Raw genomic sequence first — 26,937 nt, 5'->3', positions numbered from 1 at the left:
TTCAAATATAGAATTATTATTCATATAACCAGTTAAAGATCAAATATTTATTCCAATTATTCGTATTAAACTAAAAATTGAAATAAGTCTGGCTTATTGTTTAAGTAATCTCCATAAAATTTGTTGTCTTTCATACGCTTTACTAAAGGATCAAAGTCTTCTTTCGATTTCAGTTCTAATCCTACTACTGCGGCACCGTTTTCTCTATTGGTTTTTTTAGTATATTGAAAATAAGTGATATCGTCATCAGGCCCTAAAATTTCAGCAACAAACTGACGCAAAGCTCCAGCCCTCTGAGGGAATTTGACAATAAAATAATGTTTTAATTGAGCATACAGCATAGCTCGTTCTTTTATTTCAGCAGTTCGCGTAATATCGTTGTTACTCCCACTTATAATACAAACTATATTTTTACCTTGAATTTCTTCTGCATAATGCTCTAAAGCAGCAATACTAAGAGCTGCTGCAGGTTCTGCGACAATAGCCTCTTTATTATATAAATCTAATATAGTCTGGCAAATATGACCTTCGTCTACAGTTATCATACCGTGCAAGTTTTGCTTAGCAATAGAAAAGGTCAAATCACCTACCCGTTTGACAGCCGCTCCGTCTACAAAGTTTTCAATTGTATTCAGTTCAATATTTTTATCATTCTTTATAGAATTTGACATGGAGGGAGCCCCTTTGGGCTCTACCCCAATTATTTTGGTAGACGGAGATAAATGTTTAAAAACAGAGGAAAGCCCTGACGCTAATCCACCGCCTCCAACGGGAAGAAACACATAATCTATTATTTTTTCTTCAGATTGGTTTATAATTTCAAGACCAACCGTCGCTTGTCCCTCAATGACCTTTGGATCGTTAAACGGATGTATAAAGGTCTGGTTTAATCTGTCGCGTTGTTCCATAGCTGCATGATAAGCATCATCAAAACTATCTCCAACCAAAATGATATTTATAAATTCTTCCCCAAACATTTCCACCTGATCTATTTTTTGATTGGGTGTTGTGGAAGGCATAAAAATTGTTCCTTTAATCTTTAAGATTTTACAAGAGAGGGCAACACCTTGGGCATGGTTTCCAGCACTAGCGCAAACAATTCCGTTTTTTATTTCATCTTCTAAAAGTGAAGACATTTTAGTGTAAGCGCCTCTTATTTTATAGGAACGAACTTGTTGTAAATCCTCTCTTTTGAAAAAAACATTGGAATTGTATTGTTTTGAGTATCTTAAATTATAGCTTAGAGGAGTAACAATAGCAACCCCTTTAAGATTTTCGGATGCTTTTATCACATCCTTAAGTTTTGGAAAATAAGCAGTTTCTACTTCCATTTTATAAAGTCACTTTTTCTTTAGATTCTTTTTTGAGACCTTTCATGGCTATCATGGCTGTTCTCAAGCGTTTACCTACCTTTTCGATAGGGTGATTTCTTATCTCATCATTTACTTCTATCAATTTAATGTTATCGAGTTCGTCTGCGTTAGGATAAGGCTGCCCAATAACTGAAGTATCTACAGATTCCATAAAATCGGCTAATAGGGGTTTGCTGGCATGATCAAATAAATAACAGCCATATTCTGCTGTATCAGAAATGACTCTGTTCATTTCAAATAATTTTTTCCTTGCAATAGTATTGGCTATTAAAGGTAATTCATGCAAAGATTCGTAATAGGCAGAATCTTCAATTATCCCAGCACTTACCATGGTTTCAAAAGCTAATTCAACTCCAGATTTAGCAAAAGCAACAAGAAGGACGGCATTGTCAAAATACTCTTGTTCATTGATATGTTGCTCGGTTATTTTTGTTTTTTCAAAAGCAGTTTCTCCTGTTTCAGCCCTCCATTTTAAAAGATTAGCATCATCATTAGCCCAATCTTCCATCATAGTTTTGGAAAAATGACCAGAAAGGATATCGTCCATATGTTTTTCAAATAAAGGTCTTAGAATAGTTTTTAATTCTTCGGAAAATTCAAAAGCTTTTATCTTGGACGAGTTGGAAAGACGATCCATCATATTGGTTATCCCCCCATGCTTTAGAGCTTCGGTGATGGTTTCCCATCCGTATTGAATTAATTTCACAGCATAGCTTGGCTCTATGCCTTCATCTATCATTTTGTCAAAAGATAAAATAGCACCAGTTTGTAACACTCCACAAAGAATAGTTTGTTCTCCCATCAAATCACTTTTCACCTCAGCAATAAATGAAGATTCTAGAACACCGGCTCTATCTCCACCGGTGGCTACTGCATAGGCTTTTGCGTGTTCCCAACCTTTCTGTTCAGGATCGTTTTCAGGATGAACTGCTATGAGAGTTGGAACCCCAAAACCTCTTTTGTACTCTTCTCTAACTTCTGTTCCAGGACATTTTGGTGCGACCATAATCACTGTGATATCCTTTCTTATGTCCATTCCTTCTTCTACAATATTAAACCCATGAGAATAACTTAAAGTTGAGCCTTTCTTCATCAGAGGCATAATACTTTTAATCACATTGGTATGTTGTTTATCTGGGGTTAAATTCAAAATCAAATCTGCCTCTGGGATCAAGTCTTGATAAGTTCCCACTTTAAAATCGTTTGACTTCGCATTTTTAAAAGAATCTCTCTCCTCATCAATAGCCCCTTGTCTAAGAGCATATGAAATATCAAGACCAGAATCCCTCATGTTAAGACCTTGATTTAAGCCTTGAGCTCCACAACCAACGATAACAATTTTCTTGCCTTTTAGAGCTTTTACTCCACCTTCAAACTCAGAAGATTCCATAAACCTACATTTACCCAACTCTTTGAGTTGTTGTCTTAAGGTAAGTGTGTTAAAATAATTCGCCATTTTACTATGTTTTAATTTTAAAATACTTTGAGCATTTCACTTATTTTCATTTCATCCTTGGTTACCGCTATGCGTCCAGATCGAGTAAATTGCATGATTCCAAAGGCTTTTAATTCCCTATGAAATAATTCGATGTCTTCTGTTCTCCCCGATTTTTCTAAAACAAAAAACTCTCGGTTCACGTGGACTATCTTTGCATTACTATCTTTAATGATGTTTTGAATTTGTCGTTCTTCAAAAAGGAATTCTGATTTTATTTTGAACAAACACGATTCTTGGTAAATGATTTCATCTTCTTTATGATAGTAAGCCTTGATCACTTCCACTTGTTTTTCTATTTGTCCGATGATTTTCTTCATTCGATCTTCGGACAATTTTACAACAATAGTCCATTTTGAAATATGGTCAATTTCAGAAGACGACGTATTAATACTTTCAATATTGATATGTCTTCGTTGAAAAATAGCAGAGATCCTATTTAGTAATCCGATGTTATTTTCGGTATAAATCGAAACGGTATAGGTTTTATTTTCGCACATATTATTCTAATCTTATTTCTGAAACACTCGCTCCTGAGGGTATCATTGGAAATACATTACCTTCTTTTTCAACACAAACTTCCAAGAAGTAAGGACCAACACTTGCCATCATTTCTTGAACAGCCGATTTTAATTCTGACCGCTTAGTTACTTTTTGAGCATCTATATAATACCCTTTAGCAATGGCCACGAAGTCTGGATTTGTCATTTCTGTAGAGGCATATCGTTTATCAAAAAACAACTGTTGCCATTGCCTTACCATACCCAAAAACTCATTGTTTAAGACCACTATTTTTAGGGGTATTCTTTGTTGAAACACAGTTCCTAATTCTTGAATAGTCATTTGATAACCTCCATCACCAATAATTGCAATGACATCGCGTTCTGGTGCAGCCATTTTAGCTCCAATAGCCGCTGGAAGAGCAAAACCCATAGTCCCTAATCCCCCAGAAGTAATATTACTTTTTGTAATATTAAAGTTTGAATATCGGCAAGCAATCATTTGATGTTGACCGACATCACTTACAATAGCGGCATTACCTTTTGTCTGGAGATTTATCTGATGAATAACTTCACCCATAGTAAGGCCTTCTTTTGTAGGATGAAGATCATTCTTGATAACTTTATCATATTCAATAGCATATAAATCTTTGAATTTCTGATGCCAATCGGTGTATGTTTTTTCTTCCAAATAAGGTAATAACTGAGTCAGACTATCCTTAGCATCGCCAAGAATTGCAATATCCGCAATAACGTTTTTATCGATTTCAGCAGGTTCAATTTCAAGATGAATGATTTTGGCCTGTTTGGCATAAGAATCCAAATTTCCTGTAACTCTATCATCGAATCTCATACCAATAGCAATAAGTACATCACATTCGTTTGTGAGCATATTGGGAGCATAATTACCATGCATACCGACCATACCAACATTCAACGGATGAGAAGTAGGTAAGGCGGAAGCTCCTAGGATAGTCCAAGCTGATGGAATACCTGATTTTTCAACTAGGGCTTTAAAAATTTCTTCAGCTTCACTCAAAATAACCCCTTGACCCCAAACAATAAGAGGCTGCCTTGCTGAATTTATTAATGCTACCGCTGCTTCAATTTGTTTTTTGTTCACAACAGGAACAGGCTTATAACTTCGTATGCCTATGCATTTTTGATAAGAAAAATCAAACTCTTCAAACTGAGCATCTTTGGTGATATCGATTAAAACAGGACCTGGTCTTCCACTTCTAGCAATAAAAAAAGCTTTTGCAAGAACTTTGGGAATATCCTCAGCTCTTGTAATTTGGTGATTCCATTTGGTAACAGGTGTAGAAATCCCTATAATATCTGTTTCTTGAAAAGCATCACTTCCTAATAAATGGGAAGACACTTGACCCGTAATGCAAACCAAAGGAGTAGAATCTATTTGAGCATCTGCAATACCCGTTACTAAATTTGTCGCTCCTGGACCTGATGTTGCTATGACTACTCCCACTCTTCCAGAAATTCTGGAATAGCCTTGAGCCGCATGAGTCGCTCCTTGTTCATGGCGAGCCATGACATGGTGAATTCGATCTTGATATTTGTAAAGTTGATCGTAAACAGGCATTATAGCACCGCCAGGATAACCATATAACGTATCTACTCCTTCTGCCATCAAACATTTCATTATGGCCTCACTACCAGAAATCCTTTCTATAGTGATTGCTTTTTCTTTTTTTTCAAGGGTATAACTTTCTTCCATTCGTGGCAATTTTTTTTCTTCTTTAACTATTTTTAAAATTCGTCTGTCACACACCCTTTTGATGCAGAATTGACCATTCTAGCATATTTATAAAGAACACCTCGTTTAAATTTTAAATTTGGTGCCTTCCAATTTTTTTTCCTTTTGATGAGTTCTTCATCAGACACCTCTAAATTGATACTGTTTGTCTCGGCATCAATAGTGATATAATCCCCTTCTTCAACAAGGGCAATCGTACCACCTTCTTGAGCTTCTGGAGTGATATGCCCAACTACAAAACCATGAGTTCCTCCAGAGAATCTTCCATCGGTAATCAAAGCAACATCTTTACCTAGACCTGCTCCCATAATTGCAGCGGTAGGTTTCAACATCTCTGGCATACCTGGACCTCCTTTAGGGCCTTCATAACGGATAACCACTACATCTCCTTTTTGAACTTTTCCATCTCTAATACCATCATTGGCTTTGTATTCGCCTTCAAAAACCTTTGCCTTACCTCGAAATTTTAAACCTTCTTTCCCTGTAATTTTAGCAACACTGCCCTCTTCAGCTAAATTTCCAAAAAGCATTCTTAGATGTCCTGAAATTTTAATGGGACTTTCTATTGGTTTTATAACCTCCTGACCTTCTTTAAGATCCTCTACATCAAGTAAATTTTCTGCTAATGTTTTTCCTGTCACGGTTAGGCAATCCCCGTAAATAAGTCCTTTTTTAAGTAAATATTTTAAAACTGCCGGAATTCCTCCTACCTCGTGTAAATCTTCCATAAGGTACTTACCACTAGGTTTTAAGTCTGCTAAAAAAGGAGTATTATCACTAATAGTCTGAAAGTCAGTTAAAGTGAAATCTATTTCAGCAGCTCTAGCGATCGCTAGAAAATGTAAAACAGCATTTGTAGATCCTCCTAAAATTGTAATTAACCGTATAGCGTTTTCTAAAGATTTTCTTGTAATTATATCTGAAGGTTTGATGTCTTTTTCCAATAAAACTCTCAACGCTTCACCAGCTTTTATAGACTCTTGTTTTTTTTGTGGACTGAGCGCTGGATTGGAAGAATTATAAGGTAAAGTCATTCCTAAAGCTTCTATAGAAGAGGCCATCGTATTAGCAGTGTACATTCCTCCACAAGCACCAGCCCCTGGACACGCTTTTTCTACAATGCTTTGGTATTCTTCTTCTTGCATGGTTCCAGCCACTTTACTTCCCCAGGCTTCAAAAGCGGAAACCACGTCCAGTTTTTTCCCATTATGACAACCAGAATCGATGGTTCCTCCATAAATCATAATGCAAGGTCTGTTGAGTCGAATCATCGCTATTAATGCACCGGGCATGTTTTTATCGCAACCTACGACAGTAATTAAACCATCATAACTCATAGCTTGAACAACAGTTTCCATGGAGTCTGCGATGATATCCCTAGAAGGTAGAGAGTAACGCATTCCTGGTGTGCCCATAGAAATTCCATCACTTACCCCGATGGTATTAAATATTAAACCTATAATATCTTTATTTGCTGTCCCTTGTTTAGCGAGTTTAGCGAGATCGTTTAGATGCATATTACAAGGATTCCCTTCGTATCCTGTACTAGCAATACCGATAATAGGTTTAAAAAAATCTTCTTTAGTTAGACCGATAGCATGCAACATAGCTTGAGCAGCTGGTTGAGTAGGATCTTGAGTAACAGTTTTGCTATACTTATTTAGTTCCATTATACCTGTTTCATTTTCAAAAATCAAATCTAAATTTTAAAGGGATGATGAATCTTTTGAAATGAGAGTATTTGTTAAATTCAATCACCAAAAAATAAACACAAAACATTGATATTCATATGTTTAATTAATACATATTGGAATACTCAACTCTTTATATTTTTAAATTTATTTTAAACGGGACGGATCATTTATCCCAGAATTTGATTTTGGAATGAATTGATAGCTTTTGAAGTGGAGAAGAAAAAGCCCTCTACAGGCATTAAATATTATTTAAGTATAAACACTATGTTGTACCAATTTAAACCTATAATACCGCAATAAATCGTTTTACCAAAACGAATTCGACACAGGCTTTTTTCGTCTGCTTTTTATCAAAAATAATTACCGTAACTAAAGTTATGCTAATTTTTTTGACTTCAAACAATCAAAAGACCTGTGCTGAGCTACGTCGTAGTATAATTCAATTTATTCATTCGACATTATAAATTTAATTTGACATTATTTGTATATTATATAGCTTCATCACTGTCGACTATCCAAGTTGCTGGGAAAAGTGAACTAAACGATTAACATGACTAGTTCATCATTAATAGCATCAATAGTAAATTCAGAAGAAAATATAATCTGCTAAAAACTCAACTCCTTTTGTTGAGTAAAATTGATTTGAGTTCATCATAAGTAGAGATTTGTGTAGACTTTTTCTCTTTGTCAATCACAGCTTTTATCTGTGATGGTAACTCTACTTTCGTTTGAATAGCTTTTTCTACAGTCTCTAAAAATTTGCTAGGATGAGCGGTCTCTAAAAAAACACAGTGGGTATCAGGATGTTTTTGTTGGTACTCTTTTGCAGCTAAAAAACCAATAGCTCCATGCGGATCTGCTATATAATTATAATCGTTATAAAGCTCTTTAATCCCATCTATAGTAGAATCATCTGAAAAACTACTCGAAGACAGGTGGGCCTTGAGATTGCTAAATTCGTTTTTGAATATTTCCTGAATTCTAATAAAATTACTAGGATTACCAACATCCATAGCATTACTGATGGTTGGTACCGTGGGTTTTGGCTGATAATTTTCAGTTTCTAAATAGTCTGTAACAACTTGATTACTGTTGTTGGCGGCAATAAAATGATGAATAGGTAAGCCTAATTTTTGAGCCATAAATCCAGCACAAATATTTCCAAAATTACCACTAGGAACAGAAAAAACAATTTTTTTATGATTTTTATAAAGCTGTTTATAGGCAAAGAAAAAGTAAAACATTTGAGGCAACCAACGCGCCACGTTAATAGAATTAGCCGAAGTGAGTTGAATATGATCTGTAATTTGACGATCTAAAAAAGCTTTCTTAACCATATCCTGACAATCATCAAAAAAACCATCGACTTCCAGAGCTGTAATATTTTGTCCCAAAGTAGTGAGTTGTTTTTCTTGTACTTTACTCACTTTCCCCATTGGGTAAAGTATAATCACCTTAACCCCTTCAACTCCAATAAAACCGTTGGCGACGGCTCCTCCAGTATCTCCAGAGGTAGCAACCAAAACCGTTATATCATTTTTTTCTTCAGAATTGAAAAGCCGGAGGCATCTGGACATAAATCTTGCTCCAACATCTTTAAAAGCCATCGTTGGTCCATGAAATAACTCCAGCGAAGAGATGTTCTTATCTAAAGTAACCACTGGAAAATCGAAACTAAGAGTTTCAAATATCATTCGTTTTAATTCATCTTTTGAAATTTCTGGTGTAACAAATTGCTGAATAGCTTCAAAAGCAATCTCCTCATAAGATAAATCACCTATGGATTCGAAGAATGAATTTGGTAATGGTTTTATTGAGGTTGGAAAATATAAGCCTTTATCTGATGCTAGTCCTTTGATGACCGCTTCTTTAAAACTTACCTCTGGTGCTTGTTTGTTAAGTGAATAAAAATTCATTTTAGTATTATTTTTTATAGACTTATGCCTCTATGATCTTAATGCCTTTTGAGTTGATTTTGGAAACATAGGTTTCAAATTGAACGGTAGTCTTGGTATATACTTTGCACATAGCATCTTCAACTGCTTTTGCTATTTTTTCTCCTTTGGATAAAGCAAAAATTGAAGGTCCAGAACCAGAAATACCAATTCCAAGAGCTCCTGAAGCTAAAGCAGCAAATTTTATATCTTCAAAACGAGGAATAAGCTTACTGCGGTAAGGCTCTACAATGCTATCATGAAGAGACCGCTGCAAGAGTTCATAATCTCCATTATGTAAGGCATGGACTAAACTCCCCAAGTTTGACCACTGTGCAATAGCATCGTGCAATGGAACAGATTTTGGTAAAATAGCTCTGGCTTCAGCAGTTTTAATCTCAATTTGAGGATGTATAATGGTAGCATAAAGCTCATCTGGGATTGGAAGCTTTAAAATTTCTAAAGGACAAAGACTTTTCACCAATGTAAAGCCACCAAAAATGGCTGGGGCTAGATTATCAGCATGTTCACTTTGACTTGCTAAGGCTTCACCTTTCATTGCAAAACGAGTCAATTCTGTTTTGGTATAAGGTCTTCCCATTAGTTCATTAATAGCAAACACGCTACCTGCAGCACTTGCAGCACTACTTCCTATTCCGCTACCTGGTTTTATAAATTTATAGATTTCAATTTCAAAACCACAGTCTGGTTTTAAGTCATCGATGAGCGCTTGCGCAGAAACTCCAGCTACATTTTTATGTGCTTCAAAAGGCAAATCAAAACCTTCAATCTTTGTTATTTGGATGCCTTTTTCTGAAGATATTCTCACGACCATTTCGTCACCAACAGTCTCTAAGCAGAACCCCAAAACATCAAACCCACAGGATACGTTAGAAACTGTACCTGGAGAAAATATGCGTATTTCTTTATTCAAAACCACTCTATTTTATAAGGTTATCAAGAGTTTTACTCTTTTTTAATTCAATTTATCTATTGCTTACTCTTATGATATCTGCAAAGAGTCCAGAGGCTGTAACCTCTGCTCCTGCACCGGCACCTTTTACAAGGATAGGCTGTTCTGGATATCGCTGAGAATAAAACATAACGATGTTATCTTTTCCTTCTAAATTGTAAAAAGGATGACCTTGAGGAATCTCTTTTAAAGCGACATTAGCTTTTCCTTGGTTAAATTGTGCAACATATTTCAATTGGGAGTCGTTAGCTTGTGCAGAATCGAATAGGTCTTGAAAATGCTTTTCATCTTCGATAAGTGTCTTATAAAAATCGGCCACACTGTCGCTGTTTAGATTGGCTTGAGTCAAAAAAGAGTCGTTAGCAATATCATCTAGATTCATTTCATAACCGCTTTCCCTTGCAAGAATAAGTATCTTTCGAGCGACATCTACACCGCTTAAATCTATTCTAGGATCTGGTTCTGTAAATCCTTCTGCTTGGGCTTGCTTTACGACATCATGAAATTTTGTTGAACTGTTGAAATTATTAAAAACAAAGTTTAAACTTCCAGATAAAACAGCTTCAATAGATGTTATTTTGTCTCCTGAAGCCACTAAATTATTTAGCGTATCAATTATAGGTAAGCCAGCTCCGACATTGGTCTCAAACAGAAATGAAGCATTGTATTTTTTGGCAAGGTCTTTAAGATTTTGATAATTTTTGTAATCACTAGAACAAGCAATCTTATTACAAGCAACTACGGAAATACTTCGTTTTAAATACTCTGAATACATGTTGGAAACAGATTCACTTGCTGTAATATCTATAAAGATGCTGTTTCGTTTATTCAATAAAGTAGTTTTCTCTAAAAAACTATGAAGGGATGCTGGTTCGCCAGATAAAAGCAATTTTTTCCAGTTTTCTAATTGAATGCCTTCGTCATCAAAAACCATTTTTTTAGAATTCGAAATTCCTATAACTCTCAAATTAACATGCAATTCTTTTTTTAAAAATTTACGCTGTTGATGAATCTGAGACAACAATCGTTCTCCAACATTTCCTACACCAGCAATAAAGACATTAAGCTGTTTCGTTTTAACTTCAAAAAAAGTTTCATGAAGAGAATTCAAGGCCTTCTTGACGTCTTTTTTAAAGATAACTGCCGATATATTTTTTTCAGATGCTCCTTGAGCTATTGCTCTAACATTAATATTATTCTTTCCCAAAGCACTAAACATTTTGCCGCTTATACCTTGGTGGTTTTTCATATTATCCCCGACCACAGCGACAATTGACAAGTCTTTTTCAACAGTTACAGGTCTGATTTTGCGTTTTGAAATTTCATATTCAAATTCCTCATCTACAGCAGTGGCGGCAAGCATTGCATCATATTCTGAAATTCCGAAGCAAATAGAATGCTCTGAGGAAGCCTGAGTAATAAAAATGACATTGATTTTTTCAAGCGCTAAAACTTCAAACAAACGTTTAGAGAAGCCTGGAATGCCAATCATTCCGTTGCCTTGGAGCGTAAGCAAAGCAATATTATCTACGCTGGATATTCCACTCACTACATTAGCTCTAAGCCCTAGGTTACCTTGAGTTTTGATTAAAGTCCCTTTATCATTCGGCTTTAGCGTATTTTTAATTAAAATTGGTATTTCTGAGTCCAAAGCTGGCTGTATTGTAGGTGGAAATAAAACCTTAGCCCCAAAATGAGACAACTCCATGGCTTCTTGATAAGACAATACTTCTATAGGAGAAGCTTGTTTCACGAGCTTAGGATTAGCGGTATACATGCCGCTAACATCAGTCCATATTTCTAGTTGTTTTACTCTAAGAGCCGCAGCAATAATAGAGGCTGTAAAATCTGATCCTCCTCGACCAAGAGTGGTTATTTCTCCAATATTAGATTTTGAAACAAACCCTGGAAGAATTGTAAGCCTATGGCTTTCTTGAAAATAGTCTTGAATATTTTTGTTGGTTACCAAGTAATTAACATCTGCTTTTGTAAACATAGAATTGGTCACAATAAGGTCCTGACTATTTTTTCTTACAGCGTCAATACCTCTTGCCTTAACGGCTTCTGTAATAATAAATGAAGACATTAATTCTCCAAAACTCACCAGTTTATCGGACGTTTTAGGCGTTAATTCATTGATAAGAAAAATCCCATCCAACAAATTTTTCAAATAGTTTAATTCACTTGATAAATAATCTTGAGCCATTTCATTACCAGATGGAATTAATTCTGAAAGAATTTTAAAATGAGTATTTTTTATAGCTTCAAATTCAGTAATATAGTCTTCATTTTTATTTAAAGCTAGTAAGCCAGAATTAAGTAGTTTATCTGTAACACCGCCTATAGCTGAAACTACACAGATCACTTTTCCTTTTTTTGAATAACTTTCTAGAATATCCATAACCTTAGTTATGTTTTCTGTGTTACATACTGAAGATCCTCCAAATTTTAATACATCCATGACCGTCATTTTTTCGTTACTGAAAAACAAATTTTTAGTTAAAATAATATACAAATCACGGTTAATTTATTTTCATCAAAAAGAGTTTATAGCTCTTTTCGATGAAAATAAATGATTCTAAACAAAAGCAGCATTTTGCTGAAAATATATTAAAGAAATGAGTTTAAATTAATATATCTACAACACCAAATTAAGTTTGTTATGCTAAATGAATAAATTTGATTATACCACGAGGTAGATCAGCATAGGTTTTTTGATTGATTAAAGTTAAAATCACCCTAGCTTCAAATTGTTTTGATAAAAACCAAGTGAAAGAAAAACAATTTATTGGGACATTAAAGGTTTAAATCAGTATTGGGATAGGTTTGTTTTAATAGAATTTGAAGGCGATATTTATGTCAAAATAAAAAAATCCACTAATGATGACTAAAGAAGAGTTTATAAAATTTGAGATATAAAGAAATTTAGGCTTTAAGACGACCCAAAATCTGCATTCATTAACAATCATTCTTTGGTAAGTCTCTTTTCTTTTATAAACCTCTTTTAAAACATAGAGACTAAATTCTTAAAATTCTTGATCAACAAATAAAAGTTTAAAAAAATTAATAAAGAGTAAACTAATCTTTACTAAGCTTCGAAACTTCTTTCAAAGTGACCTGAGCAAGATCTCTATCTTCATTACCAAAGTTATTCATTATATAATTCATCACATCGGCAACTTCTCTATCGGTAAGCCCCATAGAGGTCATATAGTTATTGTATGTCTTTCCATTAACTTCAATTTCCCCTTTAAGTCCATATTTGACAGACTTAATGCTTTCTATTCTTTTTTCTGAAAGCCAATTTGAGTTTGCTAAAGGCGGATATATACCTTCAACCCCCTCTCCTTTAGATAAATGGCAACGCATACAAAAGCCTAAATATACCCCTTGTCCATCTTTAATGCTTTGTTTTAGATCTTTTTCCTGAAGAATAGGAAAATAGTTTGAAGAATTTTCAGATTCAACTTCAGGACTGGTATAGTATGAATTAAAGACGATGTAAAATAATACAAACACATATTTCATACTTAAGATTTTGGAAGCATTTTAACGATGCCAACCCCTTCTATACCAACATAAATAAAACCATCTGTGCCTTGTTTTACACTTCTCACTCGCCCAACATTATTTAAAAGTTTTTCTCTTTTCTGAACACCATTTTCGTTGATAACCAAATGTTCTAAGTATTGAAACTTAAGGGAACCAGCTAGTATATTGCCTTTCAATTTTGGATATTTATCTGAAGTGACAAAGGTCATTCCACTAGGAGCAATGGAAGGTACCCAATAATAAAATGGCTGTTCCATGCCTGGTTGTGAAGTTTGGTCTGTCAACTCGGTACCGTTATAATTGATTCCATAACTGATGACAGGCCAACCGTAATTCGCGCCTTTTTTAATAATATTGATCTCATCACCTCCTCTTGGACCGTGTTCATGAACCCAGATTTTACCAGACTTTGGATGCATTTCCATGCCCTGAGGATTTCTGTGACCATAAGAATAAATAGCTTTAATTGCATTTTCATCAGTATAAAAAGGATTATCTCCAGGAATAGAACCATCATCGTTAAATCTATAGATCTTACCTCCATCTCTACTGATGTCTTGAGGGTTTAATTCCCTCTCCCCTCTTTCTCCAACAGACATATATAAGTACCCGTCATTATCAAACTCCAATCGACTACCAAAATGAACCCCTTTTGTTGTATTTGGCGATGCCTTGTAGAGAGTCTCCATATTAGAAAGTTGTCCATCGATAAAGTCGGCTTTTACAAGTGCTGTATGACCTCCATCTTCATCACCTAAAGTAGATGCATGTGTAAAGTATATCCAGGGTTTTTGTGGATAATCTGGATGAATTTTCACGTCTAATAATCCCCCTTGCCCTCTGTTATATACATTCGGCACATCAGCAACTTTAGTGGTCGTTCCGTTTTTGTGATAATAAATTTGGCCCTCTTTTGAAGTTGCTAAAAAGCTTCCATCTTCAAAAAAATCCAATCCCCATGGTATTTCTATATCTGCGATAATGACTTCATGAGAATAATCTTCTTCTAAAGTATCAATTGTACTATCGCTTTGAGCACAAGCAATAATGCTAATACCTAACAATCCAAGAGTCAATGCTTTAATATTCATCACCTAAAAGTTTAAATTGAATTTCGAAAATAGATCTTTATTTCAGACTTAATTAAGAAAGATTTATTGTTTTGCTTCTAGGTTTTCAATTTTCGTTTGAAGCTCATTGATAGTTTTTTCTTGATCATCGATTATCCGCTTGCCATTCATATATAAAAAAACAGCCATTAGCGCAGATAAAACAAAAAGATATAAATAGATATTTTTAGCCATTACACTTCAATTTTTAAGTTATCGTATGACAGAAAAACTCCTTCTGGTAATTCATTTTGAACGTCATCATGAAATCCCATGTGATGACTTATATGAGTAAAGTAAGCTCTTTCAGGCTTTAAATAATCAACCACATCCAAAGCTTGTTTCAAATTCAAATGGGATCTGTGTTCTTCTTTTCTTAAAGCATTCAACACTAGAGTTTTCACACCTTTAAGCTTTTCTAATTCTTCATCTGGAATGATCTTGGCATCTGTTACATAAGCGAAATCACCAAATCTAAAGCCATAAACTTGAAGTTCTGGATGGTAAACATTCATAGGAATAACTTCTTTGTTCCCTATTAAAAAAGGTGAATCATCAATAATAGTGGTGTCTAAAGTTGGTGCACCAGGATATTTATTTTCAGTTTCGAATACATATTGAAACCTTTGTTTTAAACTCTTTAAAACTCTTTTATGAGAATAAATTGAAATATTACCTTGCCTAAAATAAAATGGCCTAATATCATCAAGACCAATAACGTGATCGTTATGTTCGTGAGTGAATAAAATACCATCTATTTTTTTTACATTATTGGCTAACATTTGCTGCCTAAAGTCTGGACCACAATCAATTACATAGGAAAAGTCTTCCCACTCTAGAAGCACTGAAACCCTTAAGCGCTTGTCTTTTGGGTTTTTACTTAAACATACTGGATGATCACTGCCTATAATGGGAACTCCCTGCGAAGTCCCTGTACCTAAAAATGTTACCTTCAAAACGTTATTTTTCATACAAAACTATAGTTTTTTTTTCTTAAGATAAGAGTATTACCTATTTTTGTTGTGAGTTTAAAAACTGTTTAAGACTTCATAAAATTTCAGCTTATGTCTATTACAATAATGGGTGACAAAGACTTTGAAAGTGCACTTTCCATCAAAGACAAGTCCTTAAGAATAAACCTCAACGAAAATATTTACGGAACTTTTGCTGAAATTGGTGCTGGCCAAGAGACCGTGAGGAATTTTTTTCGTGCTGGTGGCTCCTCTGGAACCATAGCAAAGACTATGAGTGCCTACGACAAGGATTTTAGTGATGCTATCTATGGTATTGAAGAAAATAGACGCTATGTTACAGAAAGTAGACTTCAGAAGATGCTGGACCACGAGACCAATCTAATTGAAGAAAGGATTCACAGAAGTAAACATCCAAACAAATTATTTTTCACCTATGGGAATACAGTCGCTACTATAGATTTTGCAAAGCGTTATAAAGGCCATGGATGGGTTGGAATCAAATACCAATTAAAGCCTAAATCTGAATATAACAAAATAGCCTTACATATTCGTTTTAAGGAAAATGATGCCAGATTACAGCAAAACACATTGGGAACTTTAGGAACGAACCTTATATATGCAGCTTACTATGCCCATAATAATCCTAAGCAAATCCTAAATGAACTTTATGACCATTTACATAAAGATCAGATAGAAATTGATACCATAAACTTTTCTGGACCTGTTTTTAAAGAAGTAGATAATAGGTTAATGAGTTTACAATTGGTAAAAAACGGCATGACAGAAGCCGTTATGTTTGCCCCAGATGGCAATAATATTTTGCCGGCTAAAGCTTTATATAAAAAAAATATCTTAGCCCTAAGAGGGAGCTTTAGGCCGGTCACTAAAGTAAATATGGATATTTATGATACCGCTTTGGAACTTTTTGAAAAGGAAAAGAAAGTTAAAAAAGAAAATATCCAAGCCGTATTTGAAATTACATTATCCAACTTAAGATCTGAAGGAGAAATAAACGAAGAAGACTTTATGGATAGAGCGAAGCTACTTTGCTCACTAGGTCATACAGTTATGATTTCAAACTTTCAAGAATACTATAAACTTGTAGAGTACTTTTCTAATTATACCAAAGAAAGAATGGGCCTTGCTATGGGTGTCAATAATCTTATAGATGTTTTTGACGAAAAGTATTACAGACACTTAAGCGGAGGAATTCTTGAAGCTTTTGGTAAACTATTTTTTAAAGATTTAAGGGTTTATTTATATCCTTATAAGGATCCAAAAACAGAAAAAGTAACTGATAGTGACAACTTAAAAGTTCACCCTCGTATGAAAGAGCTTTACAAATTCTTTAAGCATAACGGAAGAGTTGTTGATATTGAAAATTATGATAAAAATATTTTAAGTATATTTTCTCGAGATATTCTGCAAAAAATTTCAAACGGTGAAAATGGTTGGCAGGAAGCTTTACCTGAAAAAACCGCTAAAATGATCGAGGAACAAGAGCTATTTCAAAGAGAATATAAAAAAACATCTGAAAAAGTAGGCTTTTAAAATCTTTTTTAAATTTTACATTGAAAGCTGCTAAGGAAAACTTAAGCAGCTTTTATTTTAACTGTTTTTCCAAAAGTATGATGTAAACAAAATCAATACTGTAAACAATTCTAACCTGCCCAACAGCATTAAAAAGGAGCTCCAAAATTTACCAAATACAGAAAGTGAAACATAATTATCTACAGGACTAAGTTCTCCAAAGGCTGGCCCAACGTTTCCTAGAGAGGATGCAGAGGCTCCTAAAGCAGTTTCAAAATCTAGTCCAGTTCCTGCAAAAACTGCAGCACCTATGATGAAAGAAAGAGAATATAATATAAAAAACCCCAAAACATTATAGACGATTTTTTGGTCTACAGAGGATCCTTTATATCTCACTGGAAGGATAGCGTTAGGGTGAAGTATCCTTCTAAACTCTTGAAATCCATTTTTGATCATAATAAGATGTCTTATGACTTTTATTCCACCTGAAGTTGACCCTGCAGACCCTCCGAGAAAAAACAACCCAAAGAATAAAACAGTAAGTAAAGGTGTCCATAAGGTATAATCCGCAGAGACGAATCCTGTTGTGGTTATTATAGCGAGGACTTGAAATAAGCCATGACGTATAGCACTTTCAATTTCACCAAAAACCATAGGATATTCTATACTCGCACTAGTTGGATCTGAAACATAATAGATCGATAATGAGGTAAATGCAGTAGCCCCAAGAATAAATAAGAAATACCATTTAAATTCTTCATTATGAAGAACATTAGTTATTTTACCTTTAAACGCATAATAGCTTACTACAAAATTGGTACCTGCCAAAAACATAAAAAATATAACGATGTATTGTATGGATGGATTGTCATTCCAATAGGCTAAATTTGCATTTTTTGTTGAAAATCCTCCAGTAGAAAGTGTGCTAAGAGCATGATTGCACGCATCGAACCAAGTCATACCAGCAACTTTGAGTAGAATTGTTTCTGAGATGGTATATCCAAAATAAATGAGCCATAAACGTTTAGCTGTATCTGCTATTTTAGGCTTGACTTTATCAGCACTAGGACCTGGAGATTCTGCAGAAAACAATTGCATCCCTCCAATTCCAAATAAAGGTAATATGGCTACAGCAAGAACGATAATTCCCATACCCCCTATCCAATGCGTAAGGCTTCTCCAAAGTAAAATACCTTCTGGCAGTGCCTCGATATCGTTTACAATTGAAGCTCCTGTAGTGGTATATCCCGACATTGTTTCAAAAAAGATATTTTCAATTCCCTTTATTTCTCCAGACAAAGCGTACGGCAGCATTCCACTCAACACCATAAAGAGCCAACCTAAAGTCACAATTAAATATCCTTCTCTCTGGGAAATATCTTTGTCGTGATTTTTAGTAAAAAACATCGCTAAAAGACCAATAAATATTGAAATAATAGCTGAGACCGCGATGGAAAACGCTACAGACTCCTGAGAAAACCAGCTATAAATAGCGGGTATAAGCATAAAGCCCCCATTAAAAACAAGGAGCACGCCCATGATATGCGCAACTATTTTAAAATTCAAATTCAACACATTAACAGAATAAATTCTCTACACTTTTTATAGACTTAGGAAGTGTACACACAACAATCCTGTCTCCTTCTCTAATTTTAAAATCACCAAGAGCAATTATTCCTTTGCCATCTCTTATTACACCACCAACGACAGCTGTTCGAGGGAAATTGATGTCAATGATTTTACTGTTGGTCACTTTTGAATTTGCTTTTACCACAAACTCAAGTAATTCAGCATTCATATTATTGAGTTTTGTCATAGCAATAACATCTCCTTTTCGTAAATATCTAAATATACTATTGGCGGCCAATAGTTTTTTATTAACCAATGAGTGAATCCCAATGGAATGGCTCAATTGAAAATAATCTACATTTTCAACCAAAGCTATGGTTTTTCTTACGCCTTTAGAGTTAGCCACTAGGCAAGTGATAATGTTTGTTTCAGAATCCTCAGTCACAGCAATGAAGGCATCCATTTTACTGATGTTTTCCTCTTTTAAAATTTCAACATTTCTACCATCAGCATTAATTATCAAAGCATCTGGTAAAACATTGGCTAGGTGAGTCGCCTTCTTGAGATCTTTCTCTATAATTTTGACTGCAAATTTCTCCTTGCAAAGTTTTTCGGCAAGTGTTTTACCAATATTACTACCACCCAAAATCATTACTTTTTTTATAGATCGCTTTTCTGCTCCAGTAAGTTTATACAACTCTTCAACTCCTTCAGAATCTGTAATAAAATAAACTCTATCTCCTCTTTTAAAAATAGTGTCTCCCCGGGGCATGATAGTAAGTTGAGTTCCATAGCGCTGTAAGGCTATCGGTACAAAGTGTAAACCTGGGAAAATGTCAGCGGCTTCTTGTACCGTGTTACCTATAAACGGTGCTTTAGACCTCAAGGTAAGCCCAATCATAGTAAGGGCACCGTCATCAAATTTAAAAGTATCTGTAAAGGCAGATTGGTTTAATAGCATTTCCACTTCCTTAGCTGCTAGAGATTCAGGGGATATCATTTCATCAATCCCTAAAGCTTTCATGTCTATAACTTTTTCACTCCCCAATTGGTGAGATTCCAAGAGCTCTTGGTTAGAAACTCTAGCGACAGTTCTACCAGCTCCCATCTGTTTAGCAAAAACACAAACGGATATATTGATAGACTGGTTGGAAGTAACAGCAATAACCATATCTGAATGAACAACATCTGCCTCTTTCAATGAACTTGGAAGGGTCGCATCGCCTAAAATCGTTTTGATATCTAAATGTTTATTGGCGTACTCTAATCTATCTTCATCAATATCTAAAAGAGTAATAGCGTGAGATTCATAAGAGAAAAGTTTGGCAAGATGAAAACCAACTTCTCCAGCACCAGCAATAATTATTTTCATAAGTACAAAATTAAGGTAAAATTTTAAAAAAGTACCATTAACTACTTATATATTGGACAAAGGTATTCTTTAGAAGATGTATCTTCGCCAAAAACAATAGGCTATGAGTAAGGACGTTAAGCCCTACAAAGATTCTGAAGTAGAAAAGAAAAAACAAGTCGAACAGATGTTTGATAATATTTCAGGAAACTATGACGGTTTAAACCGTGTTATTACTTTCGGTATAGACCTTAAATGGAGAAAAAAAGTAATAGAGATGGTGAAAAAAACCAATCCTAAATACATTTTGGATGTCGCCACTGGTACTGGAGATTTAGCTATTGCTATGGCAGATTCTGATGCCGAAAAAATTATTGGACTTGATATTTCTGCTGGTATGCTTCAAGTTGGGAAAGATAAAATTCAGAAAAAAAAGTTGAACAAACGCATTGAAATGGTTCAAGCTGATTCTGAAAATTTACCCTACCCAGATGACACTTTCGATGCTATTACAGTTGCTTTTGGTGTTCGTAATTTTGAAAATTTAGATAAAGGCCTATCTGAAATTTATCGAGTCCTTTCTCCTGGAGGCCTCTTTGTCATCCTAGAAACATCAGTCCCCACTAAATTTCTTTTTAAACAAGGCTATAAAGTTTACTCTAACTACATATTACCTAACATTGGAAAACTTTTTTCTAAAGACAAAAGCGCCTATCAATATTTAAGTGAAAGTGCCTCTGTTTTTCCTTTTGGAGAAAAGTTCAACAATATTTTAAGGAAAGTTGGGTTTACAGATGTAGAAAACCTTCCACAAACATTTGGAGTTTCTACAATTTATTCCGCAACAAAAAAATGATTATGAGGCTTATTTTTCTACTGGTTTTTTTATTGGGTTTTAACTATGTAAATGCTCAACTTTTCAGTGAAGAAAAGGTTCTTAATAAAGAAAATTTGGATAAAAAAAGATGGTCCTGGGGCTATTTCCTTGGATTTAACATGTACGATTTCCAAATTAAATATAAAACCCAAGGAGAAGAGATAACAGTTGAAAAAAGTCCTAGTTTTAGTGTGGGGTTAATCGGAAACTTAAGGCTTAATGATTATGTAGATTTAAGACTAGAGCCAAGTGTTGTATTTGCCAATAGAAATTTAAATTTTCCCAATTTCGAGGACCAAGGTGATAAATTTAGGGAGGTGAAGTCTTCTTACATCCACATCCCTTTGCTCTTAAAATTTTCGACCAAGCGAATCAATAACTTTAAACCTTTTGTTATTGGAGGCGCTTCTATATCTCATAATTTATCCAGTAATGAAGACAATCCACAGGATAACTCTGCTGGCCAATTCCGTCTAAAAACTCAAAATTATTATTATGAAGTAGGTTTTGGAATAGATTTTTATTTTGATTATTTCAAATTCACCCCATCAATTAGAGGTGTTTTTGGGATGGGCGATGAGCTAGTTAGAGACGAAGATTCAAATAGTCTATGGACCGCTAATATTGAATCTTTAAAAACCAGAGGGATTTTTATCAACTTTACGTTTCAATAACTTATCTACGCTTGAATTCACTAAGCAAGATGGCTCCTGCCATAGCTACATTCAGACTTTCCGCACTTTTCACAACACCATGTCTTGGTATAGATATCTTAGCATCCAGCTGGGAGTTAATTTCCGAGCTAATACCGTTGGCTTCATTTCCTAAAACTATAATGGCGTTTTTAGTTTTTAATGAAGTTTCATAAATATTTTCTCCATCCATAAAAGCTCCATATTTAAAATTGGACGTGCTTAATAGGTAAGACTCTAGATCTGTAAAAATAACCTTTACCCTTGTTAGAGATCCCATGGTAGCTTGAACTACTTTAGGGTTAAAACAATCTACTGTATCCAAAGAGCAAATCAACTGCTTTACTCCAAACCAATCGCACATTCTAATTATAGTTCCTAAATTCCCAGGATCCCTTATGCTATCCAAGGCAAGAGTCAGCTCCACTTTTTCATCGGGAACAGAAGATTTAGGAATCTCAAAGACTGCCAATGCAGTTTGAGCTGTTTTAAGATTTGAAATTTGCTGTAGATCTTTTTCTGAAATAATATGACTTTCACCTTCTTCAATATGAAAAATATCTGCTATTGAATATAATGCATTAAGCCTGAATGGACTTATTAGAAATTCTTTGATTACTTTTACACCTTCAGCTACAAAAAGACCGTTTTCCAATCGGTGCTTTTTTTTATTTAAACTTTTTATGAGTTTAATTTGATTTTTACTAAGCATTTAGAATTACATTTTTGAAAACAGGAAACACTTGAACTATAGACTCACAAAACTACCATTAATTCTTCTAATAGTAGTCCTGTTTTTTTCTTGTGATGCAACTAGAAAGCTAAAGAATAATGAGTTTTTAATTACAGAGCAATCTATTTACAGCAAAGATTCTCTAGTCATAAAAAGAGAACTTTACAATCAGTTATCTCAGCAAGTCAATTCCAAACTTCTTAGCTTTCCTCTTAAACTTCATATTTATAATTTAGGTCAACGCAATCCTGAAAAGCGATTTATAAATTGGATAAATAAGAAAGACAAAAGATCAGATAAGTTAGTTTCATTTTTATCAAAACGCCAAGTAATTCAATTGAAAAAATATTGGATTAATATCAATAATTCTATTAAAAAAACAGGAGAAGTTCCAATTATTTTTGATAAAACCAAAACTGAAAACTCACTTAAAAAATTAGAATCTTGGTATTGGAACAAAGGTTGGTTTAATGCAAAAGCTGAATACTCGGTAAAGACTGACTCTATTAGACAGACAGTTGAAATCAATTACACTGTTAATCCTGGCTTCTTATACCTTATAGATTCGATTTCAGAAAATATTGAATCTCCTTCCGCAGATTCTTTATATCAAATTATCAAAAAAAACTCAAAAGTTAAAGTAGGTCAACCTTACAATACCATTCAGTTTAATATTGACAGAGATCAAATCAGCACCTATTTTAGAAATCATGGACTCTATCATTTTGAGAAAGAGTTTATTACCTACTACGCTGATACAATTAATAATGACAAAAAAATAAACCTCGAATTAAACATTTCCAACCGCAGCGTTGACGTGAGGGATACCGTTGCATCCATTCCGTTTAAGGTTCATAAAATAAGTGAAGTCAATGTCTTTTCAGATTATGACGGAACGTCTACCAAAATAGAAGATTCATTGCGCTTAAAAGGTTTAAATATTTTTAGTTTTGGAAGCCTAAAGATCAAACCTCAAGTCTTGTCTGACTTTATTTTTATTAAAAAAGATAGTGTTTATAGGGATGTAGATAGGACAAGAACAAACAATAGAATTTCTGAAACTCGAATTTTCAAATACCCAAATATTCTTTATCAAGAAGACCCAAGAGATACTACCGGCACAGACCTAATAGCCAATGTTCTCTTAACTCCAAAGGAGAGATTTTCTACCAACTTTAGTGTGGACGTAAGCCAAAGTAATATTCAAGAATTTGGTATTGGTTTTAACACTTCTATTTTAGCAAGAAATATTTTTAGAGGGGCAGAAACTTTAGAGCTTTCAGGAAGAGGAAATTTTGGTGCTTCCCGAGATTTATCAAATTCTGAGGATCAATTTTTGGACATTCTAGAGTATGGAGCAGATCTAAGACTGAATTTTCCTAGAATTATCTTTCCTTTCTCGATTCAAAGCATCATAAACAAAAGGATGTCTCCATTTACTTCGGCAAGTGTTGGGTTTAGTACGCAAGAAAACATAGGTTTAGATCGAAGAAATTTGAATGCTACTTTTGGCTATCGCTGGAAACCTAAAGAAAGAAGGTCTTATCAATTCAATTTAATGAATGTTCAGTTTGTAAATAATTTAAATGTAGATAACTTTTTCAACGTCTTTAGAAATTCTTACACAGAGTTAAATGAAATAGCAATAGCTAATATAGGGCAGGTGAATCCAGAATTCCTAGTCGGAAATAATGAAGGTGATTTCAACCTCATTATTCCTCAAGGTGCTGAAGGCTTTATTAATTCTATTAATAACGGAACAACCAGACTAAATGTTGATGAACAACAAATAGCGAATTCATTAATAGAAAGAAAAGAACGCCTAACAGAAAATAACCTTATAATCGCTTCTGATTTTGTGTACGACTACAGTTCAAGACAGAATATTTATGATGAAAACTTTTCACAATTTAGAGCTAAGTTAGAATGGGCTGGAAACCTCTTGTCTGCTTTAGCCAAGCCCTTGGGTTTAGAACAAACTGAGGCTGGAAATTATAGATTATTTGGCGTTCAGTTTTCTCAGTATGTCAAAACAGAGCTTAACTACATAAAGCATTGGGATTTGGGCAACCAACGCGTTATTGCAACAAGAGCTTATGGAGGTATTGCCATTCCTTTTGGAAACGCAAACTCGATTCCATTCCCAAGAAGTTTTTTTGGAGGTGGCCCCAATGACAACAGAGGATGGAGACCTTACGATCTTGGACCAGGAAGCACCAATGCTGTGAATGATTTTAATGAGGCTAATTTTAAATTATCCTTTAATGCAGAATATAGGTTTAATCTTTTTGGTTCACTAAACAGTGCTTTATTTATAGATGCAGGTAATATCTGGAATGTATTAGATAATGTAGAAGACCCAGCAGCTAGGTTTGATGGGTTAAAAGATCTTAGTGAGTTATCCATTGCTTCTGGTTTTGGATTAAGATATGATATTGATTTTTTCGTGATCCGGATGGATCTTGGTTTTAAAACCTATAATCCTGGTAGTGAAGGGTCTAAATGGTTTAAAGATTATAATTTTAGCAACGTTATTTTTAACTTCGGGATCAATTATCCGTTCTAAAAGATTATTATTTCTTAAATTTACCGTTTAACTTTTAAAACATAAACTATGAGTCATAACATAAAACCAGGCGTTGCCACTGGAAAAGAAGTTCAAGAGATTTTCCAACACGCAAAAGAGAACAATTATGCCTTACCAGCTGTAAATGTTGTAGGGTCTAACACAATCAATGCCGTTTTAGAAACTGCTGCAAAACTAAACTCGCCTGTTATTCTTCAATTTTCGAATGGAGGTGCTCAGTTTAATGCTGGAAAAGGTTTGAGCAATGTTAACGAGCTTGCAGCAATCAAGGGAGCTGCTACTGGTGCAAAACATGTTCATGATTTAGCAGAAGCTTATGGTGCAACTGTCATCTTACATACAGACCACTGTGCTAAAAAATTATTGCCATGGATCGACGGTTTGCTAGATGAAGGTGAAGAATTTTTTAAAGTTCACGGTAAACCGCTTTATAGTTCTCATATGATTGACTTGTCGGAAGAGCCTATAGAAGAGAACATAGAGATCTGTAAGACCTACTTGGAGAGAATGAAGAAAATGGGAATGACTTTAGAAATCGAACTTGGAGTAACAGGTGGTGAAGAAGATGGCGTAGACAATACAGATATAGATTCTTCTAAGCTTTACACACAGCCTGAGGAAGTTGCTTATGCCTACGAAGAGTTGAGCAAAGTATCCGATCAATTTACAATCGCTGCAGCTTTTGGAAATGTACATGGAGTCTACAAGCCAGGTAATGTAAAATTAACCCCAAAGATTCTTAAAAATTCTCAAGAATACGTATCCAAAAAATACAATGTCGAAGAAAATCATATCGATTTCGTCTTTCATGGAGGAAGTGGTTCTACAGTAGAAGAGATAAAAGAGGCCATTGGATACGGGGTAATCAAAATGAACATTGATACAGATCTTCAATATGCATTTGCAGAAGGCATAAGAGATTACATGAAAGACAATGCTGAGTATGTTTCTACTCAAATTGGAAATCCTGAAGGGGGCGACGTTCCAAACAAAAAATATTATGATCCTAGAAAGTGGCTGAGAGAAGGTGAAAACACATTAATAGCCAGATTAACGAAAGCTTTCGAGGATTTAAACAACGTCAACACGTTATAATAGTTATATAAAAAAAATATGGCAGCTTGGTTTAAAAGAAAGAAAAAGGGAATACAAACCGCTACCGAAGACAAAAAAGATGTCCCCAAGGGTCTTTGGTATAAATCTCCTACAGGTAAAATAATTGATTCAGAGCAACTAGCAAAAAACTTTTATGTAAGTCCGGAGGATGGTTATCACGTTAGAATTGGTTCCGTAGAATATTTTGACATTTTGTTTGATAATGGAAAATTTGAAGAACTAGATGAAAAACTTAAGTCGAAAGATCCCTTAAAATTTGAGGATACAAAAAAATATAAAGACAGACTTAAAGAAGTTCAAGATAAGACTCAGTTAAATGATGCCATCAGAACAGGTATTGGCAAATCTAAAGGTAAAGAGGTAGTTATTGCCGCGATGGATTTTAAATTCATTGGTGGCTCTATGGGCTCTGTAGTTGGTGAGAAAATTGCTAGAGCAGTAGATCATGCTATTGCCCATAAGTGTCCCTTAATTATCATTTCAAAATCTGGAGGAGCAAGAATGATGGAAGCCGCCTTATCTCTAATGCAATTGGCTAAAACATCCATAAAACTCACACAACTTGCTAATGCAAAATTGCCATATATCTCACTTTGTACAGATCCTACTACAGGGGGGACTACAGCTTCTTTTGCTATGTTAGGAGACATTAATATATCAGAACCTGGTGCCTTAATAGGTTTTGCAGGACCTAGAGTTGTAAAAGATACTACGGGTAAAGACCTTCCAAAAGGTTTTCAATCTTCAGAATTTTTAAAAGAACATGGGTTTTTAGATTTCATTTCACACAGAAAAGAATTGAAAAATAAAATCAATTTATACTTGGATCTGATCATGAATCAACCGGTAAGAGCTTAAAAAAGGCGGCAATGATGCCGCCTTTTTTATTTATAAATACCGAAACATTTACGCTAGTAATTGTCATAAAATCGCATTATCTACGGATAAAGCGATTTTTTTATGCTAAGTTTAATTTACTAAAATTGTGTATTTCAGTTTTTTTTGGGAACACCAAATTAAATTTATAATGTCGTATAAATAAATTGAATTATACGTCGACATAGCTTAGCACAGTTTTTTTTATTTATAAAATTAATTAACTTA

21 protein-coding genes are annotated in these 26,937 nt (G+C 34.4%); 6 read left to right on the top strand and 15 right to left on the bottom strand.

The window, feature by feature from the left end; all coding sequences use genetic code 11:
* Positions 1-65: 65 nt before the first annotated feature.
* The 12 genes from ilvA to CXF67_RS12095 form a co-directional block, all read right to left on the bottom strand.
* Positions 66-1,331, bottom strand: a complete 1,266-nt coding sequence (ilvA, locus tag CXF67_RS12145) for a threonine ammonia-lyase IlvA (protein ID WP_102088987.1) — start codon at positions 1,329-1,331, stop codon at positions 66-68.
* A gap of 1 nt (position 1,332) precedes the next feature.
* Positions 1,333-2,829 carry a ketol-acid reductoisomerase gene (gene ilvC / locus CXF67_RS12140; protein WP_102088986.1) on the bottom strand — a complete coding sequence of 499 codons (1,497 nt, stop codon included), beginning with the start codon at positions 2,827-2,829 and terminating at the stop codon, positions 1,333-1,335.
* Positions 2,830-2,846: 17 nt separating this feature from the next.
* Positions 2,847-3,368 carry an acetolactate synthase small subunit gene (gene ilvN, locus CXF67_RS12135; RefSeq protein ID WP_102088985.1) on the bottom strand — a complete coding sequence of 174 codons (522 nt, stop codon included), beginning with the start codon at positions 3,366-3,368 and terminating at the stop codon, positions 2,847-2,849.
* A gap of 1 nt (position 3,369) precedes the next feature.
* Entirely contained in the window at positions 3,370-5,103 is a 1,734-nt protein-coding gene (gene ilvB / locus CXF67_RS12130) for a biosynthetic-type acetolactate synthase large subunit (protein ID WP_102089016.1), read from the bottom strand.
* Positions 5,104-5,135: 32 nt separating this feature from the next.
* On the bottom strand, positions 5,136-6,812 hold the full coding sequence (ilvD, locus tag CXF67_RS12125; protein WP_102088984.1) for a dihydroxy-acid dehydratase: 1,677 nt from the start codon (positions 6,810-6,812) through the stop codon (positions 5,136-5,138).
* A gap of 638 nt (positions 6,813-7,450) precedes the next feature.
* Complete coding sequence (gene thrC, locus CXF67_RS12120) at positions 7,451-8,752, bottom strand: threonine synthase (protein WP_102088983.1); 1,302 nt, start codon at positions 8,750-8,752, stop codon at positions 7,451-7,453.
* A gap of 22 nt (positions 8,753-8,774) precedes the next feature.
* Positions 8,775-9,704, bottom strand: coding sequence for a homoserine kinase (locus CXF67_RS12115; protein WP_102089015.1), 930 nt, complete (start codon positions 9,702-9,704; stop codon positions 8,775-8,777).
* 52 nt (positions 9,705-9,756) lie between these two features.
* Positions 9,757-12,204 (bottom strand): bifunctional aspartate kinase/homoserine dehydrogenase I, encoded by a 2,448-nt coding sequence (gene thrA / locus CXF67_RS12110; RefSeq protein ID WP_102089014.1) that lies wholly within the window; start codon positions 12,202-12,204, stop codon positions 9,757-9,759.
* Between the two features lie 617 nt (positions 12,205-12,821).
* Positions 12,822-13,271 carry a c-type cytochrome gene (locus CXF67_RS12105; protein WP_102088982.1) on the bottom strand — a complete coding sequence of 150 codons (450 nt, stop codon included), beginning with the start codon at positions 13,269-13,271 and terminating at the stop codon, positions 12,822-12,824.
* Positions 13,272-13,273: 2 nt separating this feature from the next.
* Positions 13,274-14,386, bottom strand: a complete 1,113-nt coding sequence (locus tag CXF67_RS12100) for a PQQ-dependent sugar dehydrogenase (protein ID WP_102088981.1) — start codon at positions 14,384-14,386, stop codon at positions 13,274-13,276.
* Positions 14,387-14,449: 63 nt separating this feature from the next.
* Complete coding sequence (locus CXF67_RS18280; RefSeq protein WP_157609229.1) at positions 14,450-14,599, bottom strand: hypothetical protein; 150 nt, start codon at positions 14,597-14,599, stop codon at positions 14,450-14,452.
* Positions 14,599-15,375 carry an MBL fold metallo-hydrolase gene (locus CXF67_RS12095; RefSeq protein ID WP_102088980.1) on the bottom strand — a complete coding sequence of 259 codons (777 nt, stop codon included), beginning with the start codon at positions 15,373-15,375 and terminating at the stop codon, positions 14,599-14,601. Before CXF67_RS12095 ends, CXF67_RS18280 begins: the two co-directional genes overlap by 1 nt.
* 93 nt (positions 15,376-15,468) lie before the next feature.
* Here CXF67_RS12095 and CXF67_RS12090 point away from each other — a divergent pair, with 93 nt between their 5' ends.
* The gene (locus tag CXF67_RS12090; protein WP_102088979.1) at positions 15,469-16,929 is read left to right on the top strand and encodes a nicotinate-nucleotide adenylyltransferase; all 1,461 of its coding nucleotides are present in this window, start codon (positions 15,469-15,471) and stop codon (positions 16,927-16,929) included.
* Positions 16,930-16,986: 57 nt separating this feature from the next.
* Here CXF67_RS12090 and CXF67_RS12085 read toward each other — a convergent pair whose 3' ends face one another.
* Both CXF67_RS12085 and trkA read right to left on the bottom strand, forming a co-directional pair.
* On the bottom strand, positions 16,987-18,447 hold the full coding sequence (locus CXF67_RS12085; RefSeq protein WP_102088978.1) for a TrkH family potassium uptake protein: 1,461 nt from the start codon (positions 18,445-18,447) through the stop codon (positions 16,987-16,989).
* 37 nt (positions 18,448-18,484) lie between these two features.
* Complete coding sequence (gene trkA, locus CXF67_RS12080) at positions 18,485-19,849, bottom strand: Trk system potassium transporter TrkA (protein ID WP_102088977.1); 1,365 nt, start codon at positions 19,847-19,849, stop codon at positions 18,485-18,487.
* Positions 19,850-19,952: 103 nt separating this feature from the next.
* Here trkA and ubiE point away from each other — a divergent pair, with 103 nt between their 5' ends.
* Together ubiE and porT are read left to right on the top strand one after the other, a co-directional pair.
* Positions 19,953-20,684 (top strand): bifunctional demethylmenaquinone methyltransferase/2-methoxy-6-polyprenyl-1,4-benzoquinol methylase UbiE, encoded by a 732-nt coding sequence (ubiE, locus tag CXF67_RS12075; RefSeq protein WP_102088976.1) that lies wholly within the window; start codon positions 19,953-19,955, stop codon positions 20,682-20,684.
* 2 nt (positions 20,685-20,686) lie between these two features.
* Complete coding sequence (gene porT / locus CXF67_RS12070; protein ID WP_102089013.1) at positions 20,687-21,379, top strand: type IX secretion/gliding motility protein PorT/SprT; 693 nt, start codon at positions 20,687-20,689, stop codon at positions 21,377-21,379.
* Between the two features lies 1 nt (position 21,380).
* On the opposite strand, the gene CXF67_RS12065 is transcribed toward porT, so the two are convergent.
* The gene (locus tag CXF67_RS12065) at positions 21,381-22,109 is read right to left on the bottom strand and encodes a TrmH family RNA methyltransferase (RefSeq protein ID WP_102088975.1); all 729 of its coding nucleotides are present in this window, start codon (positions 22,107-22,109) and stop codon (positions 21,381-21,383) included.
* Positions 22,110-22,140: 31 nt separating this feature from the next.
* Between CXF67_RS12065 and tamL the strand changes: the two genes are divergently transcribed.
* The 3 genes from tamL to accD are packed head-to-tail and all read left to right on the top strand — an operon-like array spanning position 22,141 to position 26,691.
* Positions 22,141-24,696 carry a translocation and assembly module lipoprotein TamL gene (gene tamL / locus CXF67_RS12060; RefSeq protein WP_102088974.1) on the top strand — a complete coding sequence of 852 codons (2,556 nt, stop codon included), beginning with the start codon at positions 22,141-22,143 and terminating at the stop codon, positions 24,694-24,696.
* Between the two features lie 48 nt (positions 24,697-24,744).
* Complete coding sequence (fbaA, locus tag CXF67_RS12055) at positions 24,745-25,812, top strand: class II fructose-bisphosphate aldolase (RefSeq protein WP_102088973.1); 1,068 nt, start codon at positions 24,745-24,747, stop codon at positions 25,810-25,812.
* Positions 25,813-25,830: 18 nt separating this feature from the next.
* On the top strand, positions 25,831-26,691 hold the full coding sequence (gene accD / locus CXF67_RS12050; protein WP_102088972.1) for an acetyl-CoA carboxylase, carboxyltransferase subunit beta: 861 nt from the start codon (positions 25,831-25,833) through the stop codon (positions 26,689-26,691).
* Positions 26,692-26,937: the final 246 nt, after the last annotated feature.

The organism is Psychroflexus sp. MES1-P1E (assembly GCF_002836055.1).
Lineage (GTDB): Bacteria > Bacteroidota > Bacteroidia > Flavobacteriales > Flavobacteriaceae > Psychroflexus.
This window is presented reverse-complemented; position numbering and strand designations above follow the sequence as displayed.

Coding starts and splice junctions, on each gene's coding strand:
- ilvA (WP_102088987.1), bottom strand. CDS start 1,331: ATGGAAGTAGAAACTGCTTATTTTCCAAAACTTAAGGATGTGATAAAA.
- ilvC (WP_102088986.1), bottom strand. CDS start 2,829: ATGGCGAATTATTTTAACACACTTACCTTAAGACAACAACTCAAAGAG.
- ilvN (WP_102088985.1), bottom strand. CDS start 3,368: ATGTGCGAAAATAAAACCTATACCGTTTCGATTTATACCGAAAATAAC.
- ilvB (WP_102089016.1), bottom strand. CDS start 5,103: ATGGAAGAAAGTTATACCCTTGAAAAAAAAGAAAAAGCAATCACTATA.
- ilvD (WP_102088984.1), bottom strand. CDS start 6,812: ATGGAACTAAATAAGTATAGCAAAACTGTTACTCAAGATCCTACTCAA.
- thrC (WP_102088983.1), bottom strand. CDS start 8,752: ATGAATTTTTATTCACTTAACAAACAAGCACCAGAGGTAAGTTTTAAA.
- thrA (WP_102089014.1), bottom strand. CDS start 12,204: ATGGATGTATTAAAATTTGGAGGATCTTCAGTATGTAACACAGAAAAC.
- CXF67_RS12105 (WP_102088982.1), bottom strand. CDS start 13,271: ATGAAATATGTGTTTGTATTATTTTACATCGTCTTTAATTCATACTAT.
- CXF67_RS12100 (WP_102088981.1), bottom strand. CDS start 14,386: ATGAATATTAAAGCATTGACTCTTGGATTGTTAGGTATTAGCATTATT.
- CXF67_RS18280 (WP_157609229.1), bottom strand. CDS start 14,599: ATGGCTAAAAATATCTATTTATATCTTTTTGTTTTATCTGCGCTAATG.
- CXF67_RS12095 (WP_102088980.1), bottom strand. CDS start 15,375: ATGAAAAATAACGTTTTGAAGGTAACATTTTTAGGTACAGGGACTTCG.
- CXF67_RS12090 (WP_102088979.1), top strand. CDS start 15,469: ATGTCTATTACAATAATGGGTGACAAAGACTTTGAAAGTGCACTTTCC.
- CXF67_RS12085 (WP_102088978.1), bottom strand. CDS start 18,447: ATGGGCGTGCTCCTTGTTTTTAATGGGGGCTTTATGCTTATACCCGCT.
- trkA (WP_102088977.1), bottom strand. CDS start 19,849: ATGAAAATAATTATTGCTGGTGCTGGAGAAGTTGGTTTTCATCTTGCC.
- ubiE (WP_102088976.1), top strand. CDS start 19,953: ATGAGTAAGGACGTTAAGCCCTACAAAGATTCTGAAGTAGAAAAGAAA.
- porT (WP_102089013.1), top strand. CDS start 20,687: ATGAGGCTTATTTTTCTACTGGTTTTTTTATTGGGTTTTAACTATGTA.
- CXF67_RS12065 (WP_102088975.1), bottom strand. CDS start 22,109: ATGCTTAGTAAAAATCAAATTAAACTCATAAAAAGTTTAAATAAAAAA.
- fbaA (WP_102088973.1), top strand. CDS start 24,745: ATGAGTCATAACATAAAACCAGGCGTTGCCACTGGAAAAGAAGTTCAA.
- accD (WP_102088972.1), top strand. CDS start 25,831: ATGGCAGCTTGGTTTAAAAGAAAGAAAAAGGGAATACAAACCGCTACC.